13 protein-coding genes are annotated in these 17,998 nt (G+C 69.7%); 3 read left to right on the top strand and 10 right to left on the bottom strand.

The features are described from left to right. A partial coding sequence (locus D7X96_RS35050) for a hypothetical protein (protein WP_147468475.1) occupies positions 1-328 on the bottom strand: 328 nt, incomplete at its 3' end. 246 nt (positions 329-574) lie between these two features. Between D7X96_RS35050 and D7X96_RS35045 the strand changes: the two genes are divergently transcribed. Next, a complete protein-coding gene (locus tag D7X96_RS35045) occupies positions 575-2,734 on the top strand; it encodes a dipeptidyl-peptidase 3 family protein (protein ID WP_121771717.1) in 2,160 nt (719 codons plus the stop codon). A gap of 7 nt (positions 2,735-2,741) precedes the next feature. Here the strand turns inward: D7X96_RS35045 and D7X96_RS35040 are convergent, their stop codons facing one another. After that, entirely contained in the window at positions 2,742-3,917 is a 1,176-nt protein-coding gene (locus D7X96_RS35040; protein ID WP_120553090.1) for an AI-2E family transporter, read from the bottom strand. A 137-nt stretch (positions 3,918-4,054) separates the two neighbouring features. Here D7X96_RS35040 and D7X96_RS35035 point away from each other — a divergent pair, with 137 nt between their 5' ends. Further along, entirely contained in the window at positions 4,055-4,471 is a 417-nt protein-coding gene (locus D7X96_RS35035) for a DoxX family protein (protein WP_120553091.1), read from the top strand. Between the two features lie 4 nt (positions 4,472-4,475). Here D7X96_RS35035 and D7X96_RS35030 read toward each other — a convergent pair whose 3' ends face one another. After that, complete coding sequence (locus tag D7X96_RS35030; RefSeq protein WP_121771716.1) at positions 4,476-5,759, bottom strand: threonine/serine exporter family protein; 1,284 nt, start codon at positions 5,757-5,759, stop codon at positions 4,476-4,478. A 135-nt stretch (positions 5,760-5,894) separates the two neighbouring features. Between D7X96_RS35030 and D7X96_RS35025 the strand changes: the two genes are divergently transcribed. Next, positions 5,895-6,764 carry a pseudouridine synthase gene (locus D7X96_RS35025; protein WP_120552677.1) on the top strand — a complete coding sequence of 290 codons (870 nt, stop codon included), beginning with the start codon at positions 5,895-5,897 and terminating at the stop codon, positions 6,762-6,764. On the opposite strand, the gene D7X96_RS35020 is transcribed toward D7X96_RS35025, so the two are convergent. The 7 genes from D7X96_RS35020 to D7X96_RS34990 all read right to left on the bottom strand — a co-directional run. Next, positions 6,696-8,621, bottom strand: coding sequence for a serine/threonine protein kinase (locus tag D7X96_RS35020; RefSeq protein ID WP_121771715.1), 1,926 nt, complete (start codon positions 8,619-8,621; stop codon positions 6,696-6,698). The two genes, D7X96_RS35025 and D7X96_RS35020, sit on opposite strands and share 69 nt — an antisense overlap. A 27-nt stretch (positions 8,622-8,648) precedes the next feature. After that, positions 8,649-10,331 (bottom strand): serine/threonine protein kinase, encoded by a 1,683-nt coding sequence (locus D7X96_RS35015; RefSeq protein ID WP_121771714.1) that lies wholly within the window; start codon positions 10,329-10,331, stop codon positions 8,649-8,651. A 102-nt stretch (positions 10,332-10,433) separates the two neighbouring features. Then, the gene (locus D7X96_RS35010; protein ID WP_120552680.1) at positions 10,434-12,317 is read right to left on the bottom strand and encodes a serine/threonine-protein kinase; all 1,884 of its coding nucleotides are present in this window, start codon (positions 12,315-12,317) and stop codon (positions 10,434-10,436) included. Positions 12,318-12,398: 81 nt separating this feature from the next. Next, the gene (locus D7X96_RS35005) at positions 12,399-14,342 is read right to left on the bottom strand and encodes a serine/threonine-protein kinase (protein WP_121771713.1); all 1,944 of its coding nucleotides are present in this window, start codon (positions 14,340-14,342) and stop codon (positions 12,399-12,401) included. A 92-nt stretch (positions 14,343-14,434) separates the two neighbouring features. Next, positions 14,435-15,340 (bottom strand): glycoside hydrolase family protein, encoded by a 906-nt coding sequence (locus D7X96_RS35000; protein ID WP_121771712.1) that lies wholly within the window; start codon positions 15,338-15,340, stop codon positions 14,435-14,437. 27 nt (positions 15,341-15,367) lie between these two features. After that, entirely contained in the window at positions 15,368-16,438 is a 1,071-nt protein-coding gene (locus tag D7X96_RS34995) for an MBL fold metallo-hydrolase (RefSeq protein WP_120552683.1), read from the bottom strand. A 76-nt stretch (positions 16,439-16,514) separates the two neighbouring features. Continuing rightward, a partial coding sequence (locus D7X96_RS34990; protein ID WP_121771711.1) for an ELWxxDGT repeat protein occupies positions 16,515-17,998 on the bottom strand: 1,484 nt, incomplete at its 5' end.

Below are 17,998 nucleotides of genomic sequence, written 5' to 3'. Positions count from 1 at the left end.
GCGGGAGGGGGATGGGCTCCACCTTCGCCGTCTGTCCATCCACGCGCAGGTCCAGGGACGGGTGGCCCGCCGGCGAGGCGAAGCGCAGCCACCAGGACGCCTCTCCCTGCTTCGCCATCACCAGCCGCAGGGCCTGGTCCTGGTTCCGCGCGAACGCGGCCCCCAGCCTCACCGCCTCCTCGTAGCCCACGGTGAGCGCCACCGAGGTGGACGGCGGTGGCAGCAGGGGATGCGCGTCCGCACGCGTCTCCTTCGCGGAGCCCGCGCACCCCGAGGCGGCGAGAGCGACGAGCAGGACGGCGCGATGCAGGGAGAGCGAAGAGGTCATGGTCGCTGGCTCAATCCAATAGAGGAGAGGAGTGGAACCTGTCCAGCCTTCGACACTGCATGCCCCATACCGTGAGGGACTCGAGCCCTCCGGGGACCGGTGCGCATCCTGCGCCGGGCGGCTCGCGCAAACCTTGCGCGAGCCTGTGGCCTCCCGCGCATTCCTTGCGGGGCACGGCGGCGCGCGGCTTGAGTCCACCCCGCTCGCGGGGTAGCCACGTCCCGTCACGTCTCCCTGGAGCCCCCCATGAAGCCGCTGCTGCTGGCCGCCGTCCTCGCCGCCGCGCCCGCCACCCCGCAGAAGTCCCCGGCCCCTGACGCCGGGCCCGCGCAGGCCGCGCAGCCCACCCTGACCGTGCCCGGAGGGAAGTTCCTCCGCGCCCGCTCCGGCAACACCGCCGTCGCCCAGATGTTCGCGCCGGGCATCGCGGAGCTGTCCCTGGCGGAGAAGCGCGTGGCGTGGTCCCTGACGCTCGCGGCGCACGCGGGCGAGGACATCGCGTTGGATCAGCTCGGCTGGAAGCTGGTGCCGGCGAAGCAGCTCCTGGAAGGCGTCTGGCTCTTCGGCCGGGACGCGCAGAGCGCCGCGTCCGGCTTCGACGCGAAGCTGGCGGACTACCTGCTGCGCTTCTACGGACATGGCGGCAACCACGACAGCGCCACCGGCCAGAAGTTCGTCCCGGGCTTCACCGCGGAGCAGCTCGCGGCCGGCGCCTCGCGCGCGCTCAAGGCCGGCGCGCCGTGGAGCGTGAAGGACGAGGCCGAACTCCAGGCCTGGCTCCAGGACCTGAAGCCCACCCTCTTCGACGCGGCCTTCGAGCCGCAGCTCACCTGCAAGGCTCCGCCCCCGGGCCAGGACATTCTCACCGCGTCCTCCAACACGGCCTACGGCCCCGGCGTGACGGAGAAGGACCTGGTGGGCTTCACGGAGAAGCACCCGCTCAACTCGCGCGTGGTGAAGCAGGACGGCAAGCTGGTGGAGCAGGTCTTCCGCGCGGGCACGCCGGACGGCAAGGTGAAGCCGGGCCTGTACGCGAAGGAGCTCTCGCGCGTCATCGCGCACCTCCAGGAGGCGATGAAGTCCGCCGGGCCCGCGCAGAAGACCGCGCTGGGCAAGCTGGTGCGCTACTTCCAGACCGGCGACCCGAAGGACTGGGACGCGTACAACATCGCGTGGCTCAAGGTGGACCCGAAGGTGGACGCCAACCTGGGCTTCATCGAGACGTACGTCGACCCGCGCGGCCACAAGGGCCAGTGGGAGGCGCTGGTCAACTACCGCGACACGAAGGAGAACCAGATCATGGTGCTCATGGGCCAGAAGGCCCAGTACTTCGAGGACCGGCTACCCTGGCCCCAGAAGTACCGCCGCAAGAAGGTCGCGCTGCCGGTGGCCAAGGCCATCAACCTCATCACGTCCAACCCGGAGCCGCCCGCGGGCATCAACCTGCCCAACGAGCAGCACATCCGCGAGAAGTACGGCAGCAAGAGCGTGATGATCACCAACGTCATGGACGCCGCCTCCGCCGTGACGCGGCTGCCCCTGGCGCTGGAGTTCTCCCGCACGGCCGAGGACCGCGAGCAGGCGCGGAAGTACTCCGTCACCGCGCGCAAGTGGCTGGTGGCCTTCCATGAAGTGCTGGGCCACGCCTCCGGTCAGGTGGACCCGAAGCTCAAGGGCCAGTCCCCGTCCGTCTTCCTCAAGGAGTACGACAACACGCTGGAGGAGGCGAGAGCGGACCTGGTCGCGCTGTGGCACGCGTTCGACCCGGCGCTCGCGGAGCTGTCGCCGGACCACGAGGCCATCGCCCGGCAGATGTACCGGGACTTCCTGGTGGAGGGGCTCACCAACCTGCGCCGCGTGGAAGAAGGCAACGCCTTCGAGGAGGACCACCAGCGAGGCCACCACATGACGGTGACGTTCCTGGAGGAGAAGGGCGTGGTGAAGCAGGTCACGCAAGACGGCCGCACGTATCTGACGGTGCCGGACTACGCCAGGATGCGCGAGGCCGTGGGCGAGCTGCTCTCCCAGCTGATGGTCATCAAGGCCACCGGCGACTACGAGGGCATCCGCGCGCTGGTGCGGCAGAAGGGCATCCACTTCGACCCGAAGCTGCGCGACGAGGTCGCCCGCCGGGTGAAGGCCGTGGACGTGCCCACGGTGCTGCTCATCAATTCACCGCGCGTGGTGCCGGTGCTGGACGCGAAGGGGGCGCTGGTGGACCTGAAGGAGGACACCACCCAGGCCTTCGTGGATCAGCACCTGGAGCGCAGCCTGCTGGGACGGCTGTCCCCCGCGCAAGGCCTCCGCATCGCCGCGAAGGTGGCGGACTCACCGGACGCGGTGCGCGAGGCGTTCAAGGAGCTGGGGCCGGATACGGCTCCGGCTCCGGCGAAGTCCAGGCCCTGACGGGCCGTCAGTGGTTGGACGGCACGTCCGTGTCGGTGATGGGCGTGCCGGACTCCGTGGTGAGCACGACGTGCTGGGAGCCCGGCGGGATGGAGCCTCCCGGCGTGGCCGGGTCGCCCATGCGGGCGTTGGGCCGGCCGTAGTCGCGCTCGTAGATGCGCACCACGGAGAGGAAGAAGGCGACGATGAGGGGCCCCAGCAGCAGGCCCACCGCGCCGAACGCCGCGAGGCCGCCGAGCAGCGCGAAGAAGACGATGGCGCCGTGCTGGTTCATGCCCTTCCGGGCCAGCAGCGGCTTGACGACGTTGTCCACGAGCCCCACCACGACGACGCCCCAGATGGCCAGGAAGAGGGCCGCCCACGGGTGGCCGCTGAGGAACATCAGGCCCGCGGCGAAGAGCACCACCACCGCGGCGCCCACGGCGGGGATGAGAGCGAGAAAGAACGTGAGGCCCGCGAAGAACAGCGGCGCGGGCACCCCCACGATGAGGAAGCCGATGAGCGCGACCGCCGCCTGGACTCCCGCGGTGGCGATGGTGGAGACGAGCACCGACACGGAGGTGCTCTTGAACTCGCGCAAGAGCTCCCGCGTCTGTCCGCGCCGTAGCGGCGACACGCTCTCGATCCATTGCACCAGGCGCGCGCCATCGGTGAGGAAGAAGAAGAGGGCGATGAGCATCATCGTCGTCTGGAGGACGAGCGTGCCGGTGGCCGCCACTGCTCCCGTGACGGCCTTGGCGGCGGTCCCGCCCTGGCTCGTCACCTGCTCCTGGAACTTCTGGTCGAGCTGCTCCTGCTCCAGCGGGAGCCGTTCAATCAGCTTGCTCACCGGGCCCCGGATGCCGCTGGGCAACTTCTCCATCAGGCCCGTCATCCCGTCCTTCTGCACGGTCTGGGTCACGAAGCGGGCGCCCTCGGACACCTCCGCGACGACGAAGGCGGTGAGGCCGCCCAGGGGCAACAGCAGCGCCAGCATGATGCCGGTGACGATGAGGCCCGCGGACACGTTGCCGTGGCCTCGCAGGCGCTTCTTGAGCCGGGTGTGCAGTCCGTAGAAGGTGCCCGCCAGCACCGCCGCCAGGAAGAACGCTTCGGCGAAGGGCCGGATGACCAGGCACAGCAGGACGATGGACAGCAGGATGAGACCCACGAAGACGCGTCGCGCTACCAAATCGGAGGCCATGGCCTTGCCAATTTAGGGAGCCGGACCTGTCGCCGGGAGCCTGCCCGGTCGGATTGTTGCAGGAACATTCCCTGCGGCCTGGCTGGCCGCCTGCTCACCGGACTTGGGGGCGGCGCGGGGGGCGCTAGAGTGCGCGCATGCCGCCTTTTGACTCCGCCCGCTTCACGCTCTGGCTTCCGCAGCTCCTGTGCGCCGTCTTCCTGGCCATCCTCTTCCTGCAGTCCGGCCTGGACAAGGTCGTGGACTGGAAGGGGAACCTGGGGTGGTTGACGGGCCACTTCTCCAAGTCGCCCCTCAAGGGCGTGGTGACGCCGATGCTGGCGGTCATCACGCTGATGGAGCTGGCGGCCGGGGCGCTGAGCGCGGTGGGCGCGGTGATGCTGCTGGTGAACGGCAGCCCGGCCGTCGCGTACCTGGGCGCGGTGCTCTCCGCGCTGTCGCTGCTGGCGCTCTTCTTCGGCCAGCGCATGGCGAAGGAGTACGCGGGCGCGGCGGTGCTGGTGCCGTACTTCGTGGTGGCGGTCGCGGCGGTGTACCTGCTGCGGCTGGCGTGAGGCGCTACAGCACCTTGCGCGAGGGCATGATGGCGTTGGCGGACAGCAGGCCCGCCGCCAGCGCCACCGCGACCATCAGCATGGAGAAGGCCGTGTCCACGCCGGCCACCACGTCGCGCTCCAGCAGCGACGCGAGGCTGCGGAAGCCCACGCTGCCGGGGACGAGCAGCATCAGGCCCGGCACCACGGTGGTGACGGCGGGCCGGTTGCGAAGCCGCGCCAGCGCGTTGCTCCCGACGCCCAGGAGCAGCGCGCCCGCGAACGCACCCAGCTGAGGCCCCAGCAGCAGCGCGCCCAGCCGGGCCCCCATGAACGCGGCGGCGCCGGCCAGGGCAATCCAGCCCCAGTCGCGCGGCCGGGCGCGGAAGAGCACCGCGATGGCGAAGCCCGCCACCACGAGCGCGGCGACGGCCGCCCCTGGAGGCATCACCACGGGCAGGGGCGGCGTGGGCACCGGAGGCAGCACCGTGGCCACCCGGCTGCCCAGCGCCGCGCCGAAGCCCAGCTGCAGGAAGATGAGCGCGGCGTGGGTGAGGCGCGACGTTCCGGAGATGAGGTTGCGCGTGGCCACCTCGTTGACGGCGATGGTGAGCGTCAGGCCGGGCAGGAGCACGATGAGGCCCGCGAGCGTGGCCACCTCGTTGTGCAGCGGGCCGAAGAAGTGGGCCGCGATCCCCGCGAACGCGGCGGACAGCACGGCGGCCACGGGCTCCAGCACGCGCGCGGTGGTGGGCTGCTTGCGCGTCAGCAGGTCCACGGCGCCAATGGCCAGGCTGCTGACGCTGGAGACGCCCATCTCCTTCCATCCGCCGCCGAACAGCAGCGCGGCGGAGGCGCCCGCCAGCATCCAGCAGAGCAGCTGGAGGGCGGGGCCGTAGCGCTCCGGCCGGGCGAGGATGTCCTCCACGCGGCGGGCTCCCTCCGCGGGGGTGAGCCGCCCGTGGATGACGTCGTCCGCGAGCATGTCCAGGAGGATGAGGCGCTCCAGGTCCATGTCGCCGGGCTCCACGCGGATGAGGCTGGTGCGCAGGTCCTCCGGCGGGCCGAACGAGGCGAAGATGGAGGTGGGCGTGGAGAAGAAGCGGGCCTCCAGGCCCAGCCGCTCGCTCACCCGCTTCATCAGGCCCTCCAGGCGGTGGGCGGGCGTGCCGTGGCGGTGCAGCGCGTGGCCCAGGCGCAGCACGAAGGCCACCGCGGGGCCGGGCGGCGGGGGCGCGAGGGAGACGGCGAGCTCGGGCGGGGCTTCGGCGGTTTCGGACGGAGGCGTGGACACGGCGGGCGCGCACATGCGCAGAGCCGCCCGGGGGAGTCAAACGGCGCGGAGTGCTCGTGGAAGCGCTCCTGTTCGCTGCGATGTCCGAGGTGCTCGGGGAATCCCCTGGCGTGACGCATCTGATACAGCGGGTGGCACACGGGAGGACGCATGGCGCGCAAGCAACGGACGCCCAGGTGGCTGGAGGCCGCGAGGCGCAGGGGACCGGAGACCCCGGCGGGTCCGGGCTCGGACTGGCTGGCGCGGGCCCTGGGCCGGGCCGGCGTGCTGCCCCGCGTCCAGGCCGAGCAGGCGGTGCGCGACGGCCGCGTGGAGGTGGATGGCCGGGTGGAGCGGGAGCCCTTCGCGCCGGTGGGGGAGGGGACGCGGGTGCGCGTGGACGGCGTGGAGCGCGCGCTGTCACGCGAGGTGCGGGTGTTGATGTTCCACAAGCCCGCGGGGCCGGTGGTGCACGGCTCGGATCCGGAGGGCGTGGGCACTGTCTTCGAAAGGCTGCGCGAGGTGCTGCCGCCGGAGCTTCAGGGCTTCGAGTGGTACGCGGTGGGCCGGTTGGACCGGGACACCACGGGCCTGCTGCTCTTCACCAACGATGAACGGCTGGTGCGGCACGCGACGGCGCCGGAGACGCACCTGCCCAAGCGGTACGTGGCGCGCGTGGAGGGGCTCCCCACGGAGGCTGCGCTCACGCGGCTGCGAGAGGGATTGACGCTGGAGGACGGCCCCACGCGTCCGGCGGAGGCCGCGCTCCGCGCACCCGGCGTGGTGGAGCTCACGCTCACGGAGGGGCGGCATCACCAGGTGAAGCGGATGCTCGCGGCCGTGGGGCACCCGGTGCTCACGCTGCACCGCGAGGCGGTGGGGCGGGTGGCGCTGGACGTGGCGGAAGGGGCCTGGCGCGAGCTGACGGGCGTGGAGGTGGCGGAGGGCCTGGGGTTCCACGGGGACCGGTCATCACTTGATGATGGCGCTGACACGTCCCCTGGCGGGATGGGGCTCGGGGGCGAGCGACAGGAACAATAGATAGTGATCGCGGCTCTGCTTGCGTTTGGAGATGCGCTGATAGCTGTCGCCCAGAATGAGATGGCAGTCCGCATTCTGGGGCGTGAGCAGGACGCACATTCGTGCTGGGCCGAGCGCTTCGTAGTACTTCCCTCTCTTGGCGTACTCGGCGGCCCGCTTGGAGAACAACCTGCTCCAATCCCGGTCACTGCGCCCGGAGGCCGCCGAGGCTTGCGATGCAATCCCGGGCGACTCCTCGGTCAGCTGTCCCAGCAGGAGCACCACGTCGAATGGATCCGGATCGAAGTCCGATGAATACAGCAGTTCGATGGCTCGCGTGCGGTTGGGATCACCTTCGGGACTCAGCCGCACGAAGGCTTCGTAGTGTTCGGCGCTGGCTTGCAGATTCCGGAATCTGGCTTCAATCACGCTCAGGAACAGCCGGCACTGCGGCGCATCCGGGTGTTGGACAACGCAGTCGTTGGCGAGGACCTTCGCGGTATTGAAGTCCTGCTGTCCGATGAAGCCGCGGATCTTCGCCAGGTAGTCACCGACGGTGACCGGCTTGGAATTCTCGGCGCCCTCCGTGGGGCGGGGCGTGGCGGGAGGCGGAGGCGTGGCCTCAGGCGGGGCCGGGGGCACTTCCTGGACACGCCGCAGGACGTTCGTGTCGGGGAGGGGACCCAGATGGACCTCCGGGGCATTCGCGTTCGCCAGGAGCCACCAGGATGCGCCGAGCCCCACCAGCACCGCCAGGGCCAGCGGATAGAGCACCGGACGAGGCATCCCCTGGATGGGCGTGGGCGCTTCCGGATTGGAAGGCGTGGTCTCAATGCTCTGGGAGCGCTGTGCGCGAGGCGCGCTGATGGACAGGGGCGTGCGCCAGGCGCTCATCTCCTCCAGGAAGGAGCGGGGGACTGGCAGCTTCCTGCCTTCCTGGCTCAACTCTGCCTTGAAGAGGAAGCGCAAGAGGTGCGCGACGGTCATCGCGGAGAAGCGCGGGAAGTTCGAGTAGAGGTACCCCGCCAGCGCATCCCCGAACTCATGACTGGACTCGAACCGCATGTCCCGGGCCGGTGCGAGCGCTCGCAACAGGAGCTCATTCAGCGCGTCAGGCAGGTCGGGCCTCAAGACCTTGGGGGCCGCGAACTCGCCGCGTGCGATCCGCATCATCACCGCGGGGGGCGGGCCTTCCACGGGCAGCCGGCCGCAAAGCAGCTCATACAGCACGACCCCCGTGGCCCACACGTCCGTGCGTGCATCCACCTCTTCCCCGCGCGCCTGCTCCGGGGAGAAGAAGAGGTATTTGCCCTTCACCACGCCCGGCGCCGTCTTGAAGCCCCGGAGGAGCTGCGCCTTCGCGATGCCGAAGTCGACGATCTTGACCTGGCCCTCGTAGCCCACGAGCACGTTGTCCGGAGAGATGTCCCGGTGGACGATGCCCAGTGGCCGGCCACTGCTGTCCGTGCGCGTATGGGCGTAGTGCAGGCCCCGGCACATCTCCATCGCGATGAAGACCGCCACCGGGATGGGCAGGGCGTTCATGCCCTGTTTCGCGGCACGCTTGAGGACGCGGTGGAGCGGCTGGCCGTCCACGAACTCCATGGCGAGGAAGTACTCGCCGTCCACGCGGCCGAAGTCGAAGACCTGGGCGACGTTGCCATGCGACAGCGTGGCGGAGATGCGCGCCTCGCTGATGAACATGGAGATGAACGCTTCGTCGTTGGCGTACTCCGGCAGGACCTTCTTGATGAGGACCGGCTTGGTGACGCCCGCGTCGCCTACCAGCTGCGCGCGCCACGTCTCCGCCATGCCTCCCCGGCCCAGCCAGGAGACCAGCTCATACCGCCCGAAGACGTCGCCCGCTTGGAGTGCCATGAGTCGTAGGTCGTCGTGAGGTTGTGATTACTGGGTTGAGTTTTGCTTGGCCAGGTCGCTCAAGACTCTGATGACGAGATCTCTCTTGGGATAACCTTCGGGGGCGAGCGCCAGGAATGTCCCGTAAGACTGCTCGCTCATCTTGACGTTGCCGAGCTTGGCATGAACGACGCCAAGCATGAGATGGCACTCGGGAACCTTGGGCAAGCTGTCTGCGCATCTTTGCGCCATTTCAAGTGCCCCCCGCGTGTCTCTCTTTCTCATGAGCATGCGGACCTGGTTCTGGATGTTCGTAATGTCTTCAGGGCGGAAGCCATTCTTTGCGCTCGAGGCCGTGGGCTTGACGGCGGTCGTGCTGGCGACCTCTACCTTGTCTTCCGGTGCGGCGATGGGCGCGGGTGTCGTGACAGATGGGGGTGGAACAACGGGCGTAGGTCTGCGCGTCTCAACAGCGATGGGCGCGCGAATCGGCGTGGGCGGTGGCGCTCCTCCGGTGGTCCCCGGCGAATGCGTATCCATGAGGAGCCACAGGCTGGCACCCACGGCCAGCAGGACTCCCGCGCTCAAGCCGTAGAGCAGGGGACGCGAGGTCCCAGGAGACGCCACGATGGAGCGGGGCTGGGTCGTCTCCGTGACGTGCGGACTGACTGGACGCAGCTTCCGTGTCTGGCGCTCGGTCGAGGGCGCCGGCTCCTCCGGCTCGGTCTTCGCTCGCCAGGACTTCAGTTCCTCCAGGAAGGAGCCCGGGACGGACAGCTCACGGCCTTCCTGGGCCAGGTCTCCCCGGAACAGGACGCGCAACAGGTGCGCGATGGTCATGGAGGAGAAGCGCGGGAAGTTCGAATACAGGAACCCCGCCAGTGCATCTCCGAACGCGTGGCTGGATTCAAAGCGCTGCTCCCGGTCGGGCGTCAGCGCCTTCATCACGATGTCGTTCAGTTCCTGCGGCAGGTCCGGGCGGAGCACTTGCGGCATGGGGATTTCTCCCCGCGCCACGCGCATCATCACCACGTGCGGTGGCCCCTCCACCGGTAGCTTCCCGCAGAGCAGTTCATACAGCACGACGCCGGTGGCCCAGACGTCCGTGCGCGCATCGACTTCTTCCCCGCGCGCCTGCTCCGGCGAGAAGAAGAGGTACTTGCCCTTCACCACTCCGGGCGCCGTCTTGAAGCCTCGGAGGAGCTGTGCCTTGGCGATGCCGAAGTCGACGATCTTGACCTGGCCTTCGTAGCCCAGCAGCACGTTGTCCGGAGAGATGTCCCGGTGGACGATGCCCAGCGGCCTTCCGCTGCTGTCCATGCGCGTGTGCGCGTAGTGCAGGCCCCGGCACATCTCCATCGCGATGAAGACCGCCACCGGGATGGGAAGCCCGGCCAGCTCGCTCTTCATCGCGCGCTTGAGGACGCGGTGGAGCGGCTGGCCGTCCACGAACTCCATGGCGAGGAAATACTCACCATCCACCCGGCCGAAGTCGAAGACCTGCGCGACGTTGCCATGCGACAGCGTGGCGGAGATGCGCGCCTCGCTGATGAACATGGAGATGAACGCTTCGTCGTTGGCGTACTCCGGCAGGACCTTCTTGATGAGCACCGGCTTGGTGACGCCGGCGTCGCCTACCAGCTGCGCCCGCCACGTCTCCGCCATGCCTCCCCGGCCCAGCCAGGAGACCAGCTCATACCGCCCGAAGACGTCGCCCGCTTGGAGTGCCATGGGTGGGGCATCTTAAACCCATATTCCGGGGATGGCCGAATGGAGGCTGTCTTTCTCCGGCCTGCCCGCCTGGGATGTCAGCGAGTGGAAAGCCTCGGCCTCTCAATTCCCCGTGCCGCTCTTCCCAAGCATCTCCAGGACCTTCGCCCGGCGGGGATGGTCCTCGGGGGCGAGCTTCAGGAAGGTCTCGTAGTGCTGCGTGCTCTCACGCGGGTGATTGAGCTTCGCGTGCACGGCCCCGAGCATGAGCTGGCATTCCGGCATGCCCGGGTTGTTCGCCGCGCAGTCATTGGCGGCTTCCAGCGCGGCGTCGTAGTCCTGACTCTGCAGCAGGCCGGAGAACTTCTGCTGGACCTCCTGCTGCTTCGTCTTCACGAGCGAGGAGACCTTCTGCTGCACCTCCTGCCGCTTGGAGTCGAGCAGGCCCAGGACACCCTTCTTGGGCGCAGGGGCGCTCTCTGGGACAGCGGCAGGCGTCTCCTGGACGGCGCTGGCCGCGACCACCGTCGGCGGTGAGAGGTCCTCGACGACAGGCACAGGCTTCGGCTCCTCCTCCTGGACGTGCCGGGCGGGACGCACGGATTTGGATGAGGGCTTCCGGCTGGGCTGCCTGGCTTCAGGCGCCGCGGGACTCTCCTCGGGCACCACCACCGCCACGACTTCCGGCGCCGGCGCGGGCGGCTCGGGTTCGGCCTTCGGCGCGGGGGCTTCGACCGTCACCACGGCCTGCGGAACAACGGGCGCGGGCTGCGCGACAGGCTCCGGCGCGCGGGGGGCCATGAAGAACCAGAGCGCGGCCCCCGCCACGGCCACGCCTCCGGCCGCGCTGGCTCCGTAGAGCGCCTTGCGGGAACGCCCTGCCGGAACCGTGGGGGCTTCGGATTCCGTCGTATCCAGAGGCGAAGGCTTCGCGACAGCACGAGCGATCCGCCGGGTCTGGACCTGCTCCGGCGGCGGTGCATCCAGGAGCTTCGCGAGCGCGGGCACGCCCCAGCGCTTCGCTTCGTCGCGGAAGGCCGCGGGCACGGTCAGCTCGCGGCCCTCGTGCGTCAGGTCCGCGCGGAACAGCACCCGCAGCAGGTTCGCGAGGCTCAGCGACGAGAAGCGCGGGTAGTGGGCATGAAGGAACTCCGCCAGCGCATCCCCGAAGGCATGACTGGATTCAAAGCGCCGCTTGCGGTCCGGAGCGAGCGCCTTCATCACCAGGTCGTTCAGCTCCTTCGGCAGGTCCGGCCGGAGCGTCGTGGGCGCGGGGATCTGCCCGTGGGCAATCTTCATCATCACCGTCTGGGGCGGCCCGTCCACCGGCAGCTTCGCGCAGAGCAGTTCGTACAGCACGATGCCCGTGGCCCAGACATCCGTGCGCGCATCCACGTCCTCGCCGCGCGCCTGCTCCGGGGAGAAGAAGAGGTATTTGCCCTTCACCACGCCGGGCTCCGTCTTGAAGCCACGCTGCAACTGCGCCTTCGCGATGCCGAAGTCGACGATCTTGACCTGGCCTTCGTAGCTGACGAGCACGTTGTCCGGAGAGATGTCCCGGTGGACGATGCCCAGGGGCCTCCCGCTGCCATCCGTCCGCGAGTGCGCGTAGTGCAGGCCCCGGCACATCTCCATCGCGACGAAGACGGCGACCGGAACCGGCAGCGCACCCAGGCCCGCCTTCATCGCGCGCTTGAGCACCTTGTCGAGCGGCTTGCCGTCGACGAACTCCATCGCGAGGAAGTACTCGTCCTCCACCTGCCCGAAGTCGAAGACCTGGGCCACGTTGCCGTGCGACAGCGTGGCGGAGATGCGCGCCTCGCTGATGAACATGGAGATGAAGGCTTCGTCGTCCGCGTACTCGGGCAACACCTTCTTGATCAGCACGGACTTGGTGACGCCCGCGGCGCCCACCAGCCGGGCGCGCCACGTCTCCGCCATGCCGCCACGGCCCAGCCAGGACACCAACTCATACCGTCCGAAGGTATCTCCGGCGTGCAGTTCCATATGGGGCGCGCATCCTATACGGAACCTGGGAAACCCCGAACGCAGGCTCCCTGCCTGCCGGGCTCGCGAGCGGCCGCGCCTTCATTCCTTGGCGCCGGTCGCCCCCAGCTCCGCGAGCTTCCTCAAGACGGACGGACGCCTGGGATGGTCCGCGGGCGCGAACGCCAGGAAGCGCTCATAGCTTCGCGCGCTCTCCGCGACCTGACCCAGCTTCGCCAGGACGTCCCCCCGTAGCAGGTGGCACTCGGGCTCCCGGGGGAGCCGCGTCACGCATTGACTGGCTGCGTCGAGCGCTTCCTTCAACTGTCCTCGGGCCAGGTACATCAGGACGGCGCTGCGCGCGGACTCCAGGTCCGCTTCGTTGGCGGGGGTCTGCTCCTGCGGCTTGCGCGTTGGCAGGGCCGCCAGACGCTCCGAGACCGCGGTCCGCCGGAGGTCCGTGGCGGGGGCGTGCTCAAGGAAGGCCCGGTAGTGCAGCGCGCTCTTGTCGATGGAGCGGAGCTTTTCGTAGGTGATGCCCGCGGCCAACCGGCAGTCCGCGTTGTCCGGCAGGGCGTCCACGCAGGTCTGCACCAGCTTCGCGGCCCGTGGCAGCTCCTTGCTGCTCTTGTGCATGCGGTACACGTCATCGAGCAACGCGCGCACCTTCGCCTCGGTCCATCCATTGTCTGGAGGAGGGGGCGGCGGCGGTGGCGGTGATGGATCCACAAGCACGCCCGCATCCACTTCCGCGACCACGGGCGGCTTCGGGTCCTGGGGCGTCTCCGGGGCGGTTCCTCCCACGGGGGCTTCCGGTCCGCTCCGGAACTGCGTCCACCAGACGCCACCGCCCAGCGCGAGCAGCGCCGCGAGCCCCACCCACGGCGCCCACGAGCGGCGGACCGGTGAGATCTCCGCCGTGGGCAGCGCGGGCGCATCCTCTTCCTGGGACTCCCGCGTGACGACGACAGGCGCCGTGTGCGGCCGGGGCGTCGGGAGGGCCCGCAGGTGCGGCACCGTGGGCATCTGATCTTGCCCCACGGGTTGGCGCCAGGCCTTGAGCTCCTCCAGGAAGTCCTCGGGAACCGCCAGCTCCCGGCCCTCGTTCAGCAGGTCTCCGCGGAACAGCACCCGCAGCAGGTGCGCCAGGCTCAACGACGAGAAGCGCGGATGATTCGCATACAGGAACCCCGCCAGCGCATCCCCGAACGCGTGACTGGTGGCGAAGCGCCGCGCCGGATCCGGGTGCAGGGCCTGGAGGACGATGCGGTTGAGCGCTTCCGGCAGGTCCGGCCGCACCTGGCTCAACGAGGGAATCTCCCCGTGAGCAATCTTCATCATCACCACGTGGGGCGGCCCGTCCACGGGCAGCTTGCCGCACAGCAGTTCATACAGCACGACGCCCGTGGCCCAGACGTCCGTGCGCGCATCCACGTCCTCGCCGCGCGCCTGCTCCGGGGAGAAGAAGAGGTACTTGCCCTTCACCACCCCCGGCGCCGTCTTGAAGCCGCGCTGCAGCTGCGCCTTCGCGATGCCGAAGTCGACGATCTTGACCTGGCCCTCGTAGCTGACCAGCACGTTGTCCGGAGAGATGTCGCGGTGGACGATGCCCAGCGGCTTCCCGCTGCTGTCCGTGCGCGAGTGCGCGTAGTGCAGCCCCCGGCACATCTCCATCGCGATGAAGACCGCGACGGGAACGGGCAGCGCGGGCATCCCGCTCTTCATCGCCCGCTTGAGCACCTTGTCGAGCGGCTTGCCGTCGACGAACTCCATCGCGAGGAAGTACTCGCCCTCCACCTGCCCGAAGTCGAAGACCTGCGCGACGTTGCCGTGCGACAGCGTGGCGGAGATGCGCGCCTCGCTGATGAACATGGAGATGAAGGCCTCGTCGTCCGCGTACTCGGGCAACACCTTCTTGATCAGCACGGACTTGGTGACGCCCGCGGCGCCCACCAGCTGGGCATGCCACGTCTCCGCCATGCCGCCCCGGCCCAGCCAGGACACCAGCTCATACCGTCCGAAGGTGTCCCCTGCATCGAGCGCCATCGGGCGCCCACCTTAGCCCCAGAATCCCAGGACCACCGAATAGACGTCTCCGCGTCTGTCCAACCCTGTGTGTAGGTTGGCTTCGTACCCCCTCAGGGGGCCGGCTTCGAGGCGCCCGCCGCGAGCGTGACGTAGAGGCGGCCCAGCCCGGTCAGCTCGCCGGAGGCGCCCAGCAGGTTGATGGAGGGGATTTCATTGTTGCGCCCGGAGAACCACGCGTAGCGCTCGATGGCGGGCTCCGACTCCAGGTAGCCAATGGCATCCACCATGTACTGCTTCTGCACGTCCACGGTGATTTCGTTGTGCGGCCGGTCTCCGCACGCGAACTCCGTCAGCCAGAGGGGCTTGTTGTATTTCTTGAACTGCCCCACGTACCACTTGAGCGCGCCCACGTCGCACGCGTACCAGTGGATGGCAATGGCATCCACCTGACAGTTCGCGCAGGCCTTGAAGAAGGCATCCAGGTACACAACAGGGTCGGTGAAGGTGACGCCGTCCTCGGTCACGCAGTCGCCGCAGTAGTTCACCGCCGGGGACACCAGCTTGAGCCCCTTGCGGCGGGCCACCTCCTCCAGCACGGGCCAGAGCGCCGCGGCCTGGCGGGGCGTCTTGTTCGCCTGCGACTTGAAGTTGGGCTCGTTGAATCCCAGCAGGTATCGCGCGCCCGCCGGAATCTCCGGCTCCAGCTGCGCCACCGTGGGTGTGCCGCCCCAGGCCATGGGCACGAAGGAGACCTTCTGCTCGACGTAGACGCTGGCCGCGCCGCTCTCCGGCTTGGGCGACCAGTTGTACCACCAGCTCATCCCCGGGGAGAGCGCCTTCAGGTCCGCCGCCGAGTGATAGCCATACCCCAGGCCCCGCTTCGCGCTCTTCGTCACGCCGGGGGCCGGGTCGTCGTCTGTCTGGGATTGCGTTCCCGCCGCCGGGTCACACGCCCACAGCGGCGGCAGCAGGACGGCCAGCCACAGCGCGACGGGGAGCCGGGGGACGGTGCGCATGGCGCGACTCTACACCCGGCCCTCGACTCACGGCGCCAGCCGGGGCACGAGGCGCGGCTCGCCCACGTCGCGCCACCAGGGCGTCACGCCCTCCACGCGCGAGGGCTCCAGGCTCCGGCCCAGGCCCGGCGTGAAGAGCCGCACCTGCTGCTCCGTGGCCAGCCGCACCAGCGTCTCCACGGGTTCATCCCACGCGTGCAGCGCCAGGTTGAAGGTGCCCCAGTGCACCGGCATCAGCGTGCCGCCGCCCAGCATCGCGTGTGCCTTGAGCGCGTTCTCCGGGCCCAGGTGGATGCCGCCCCAGCTTGGATGGAACGCGCCCACCTCCAGCATCACCAGGTCGAAGGGGCCGCATCTGCGGCCAATCTCCTCGAACTCCGTCGTGAGGCCGGTGTCGCCGCTGAAGAACAGCCGGTGCTTGTCCGTGGTGAGCACCCAGGACGCCCACAGCGTCGCGTTGCGGTCGCCCAGGCCCCGGCCGGAGAAGTGCTGCGAGGGCGCCGCGCGGAAGGACACCGGGCCCACGCGGTGCTCCTCCCACCAGTCCAGCTCGGTGATCAGCTCCGGCGCCACGCCGAAGGCCTCCAGGTGGCGCCCCACGCCCAGCGCGGTGACGAAGGGCACCCGGCGCTTCGCCAGCGCGTGGATGGTGCTCCGGCACAGGTGGTCGTAGTGGTCGTGCGACACCAGCACCGCGTCCAGCTCCGGCAGCGCGTCCACCGGCACGGGCGTGGCGTGGAAGCGCTTGGGGCCCGCGAAGGACACGGGCGAGACCCGGTCGCCGAAGACGGGGTCGGTCAGCACGCGCGCCCCGTCCACCTCCAGGAGCATCGTGCTGTGGCCCAGCCAGGTGACGCGCAGGCCGGTGTCCGGCGCCCGGGCCCAGGTGCCGCGCGGGTCGTCCACCGGCAGCGGCGCGGGCGGCGTGCGCCGCGTGCCGCCAAAGAAGTACTCGCCCAGAAGCGGCAGCGGGTTTCCCTGCAGGCCGGGACCCACGGGGGCGGTGTTGCGGAAGCCGTGGCCCTCGAACTGACGGGAGGCCCGGCTGCGTTCGAGGCGGAGTCCCGCGCTGCGCGCGCTGTCGCTGACGGTGGGCATGAGGCGGTGTCTAACACCCACGCCTCCGCCCGGCACGGCTACCCGCCCGGAGCCCGGGCGGGGAGGCGGCGGACGCCTACAGCGCTTCTTCCGGCGCCGCGCAGGTGTTGCTGAGCGCGCTGGACCAGAGCTGGGCGTTCAGCGTGTCGTCATAGGCGCTGAAGTAGACGCGGCTGCCCTGGCGGAAGAACTCGCGCGGGTAGGAGGAGCCCCCCTGGGCCGGCCCGGCGATGTCCTTGAGCCGGCGCGTGCCCGCCACGCTGCCGTTGCTCACCCAGGGCTCGATGCCCGCCGTGGTCTCATAGGCGCTGAAGAAGACCAGGTTGTCCGCCGCCGCGTACACCGGCGAGCTGTACTCGTCCGACAGGCTCAGCGGACGGCGCAGCAGCGTGGTGCCCCCGGCGGTGCCGTTGGTCACCCACAGCTGCGTGTCCCGAGGCGCGGGGCCGTTGCTGCCGATGGCCACGGAGAAGAACAGCTTCCGGCCCCCCGGCGCCTGGCTCACGGCATCGATGTAGGGGAACGCGGAGCCCTGCGACGCGTAGTCATTGGGCAGGGTGAAGACGGGCTCCGGGGTCCCGCCCGCCAGCGGCACGCGGTAGAGCACCATGTACTGCGTGCTGAAGGACGTCGTCGTCACGTACGCGTACGTGCCCAGCGCGCCCAGCACGCGCATGGAGCGCGTGGCGCCGAAGGACGCCAGCCGCAGGGTGCCGCCCGCCGTGCCGTCCGTCTTCCACAGCTCCTGCAGGCCGGTGCTCTCATCCAGCTTGAAGAGGGTGAGCCCGCCGGAGGTGCGCACGTCGTTCGGGTAGGTGTCGGGGCCCGCGTCCAGCCGCTTCAACTGCACGGTGCCCCCGGAAGTACCGTCCGTCCGCCACAGGGAGATGGCGCCCGGACGCTCGCTCACGAAGAACAGCAGCGCGTTGCCCTGCTTCGCGTCCAGGTAGCTCACGTCCACGGCCGTGCCGAAGTCGCGCACGCGCACCGTGCCCGCGTCCGTGCCATCCGAGCGCCACAGTTCATTGCGCGTGGAGGACGTCGCGGCGTCGTACGTCTCCTTGAAGAAGACCAGCGTGGAGCCCGGCGCCGCCGCCAGGTGCGTCAGGTACGAATCCTCCGTGCCCGGCGTCAGGTCCCTCACCAGCCGGGTGCCGGCCGTCGTCCCGTCGCTCACCCACAGCTCGCTGCCGTGCGCCGCGTCCGGCGCCACGAAGAAGAGCCGCGCGGGCGTGGCGGTCAGCTGCGACAGGAGCGGCGTGAAGGCGCCCTCGGTCGGAGGGAAGAACCGCACCTCCGTGGTGCCCGCGTCCGTGCCGGTGCTCCGCCACAGGCCCCGGCGGCCGTCCTCGCCGTTCACCGCGAAGTGCAGCGTCCCCTGGAAGTCCACGAAGCTGCCCGGCCCCATCGCGAAGCGCGGGATGCCCAGCTCCGAAGGCGGCAGGAGGGTCTTCACCCGCTGGGTGCCCGCGGCGGTGGGAAGGCACAGCCCCTCCGCCGTCACCTCGGGCGCCGAGGTGTGCTCCTGTGCGAGTCCGGCCTCCGTCCCCTCCTCGGGAA

The organism is Corallococcus interemptor, assembly GCF_003668875.1.
GTDB lineage: Bacteria > Myxococcota > Myxococcia > Myxococcales > Myxococcaceae > Corallococcus > Corallococcus interemptor.
This window is presented reverse-complemented; position numbering and strand designations above follow the sequence as displayed.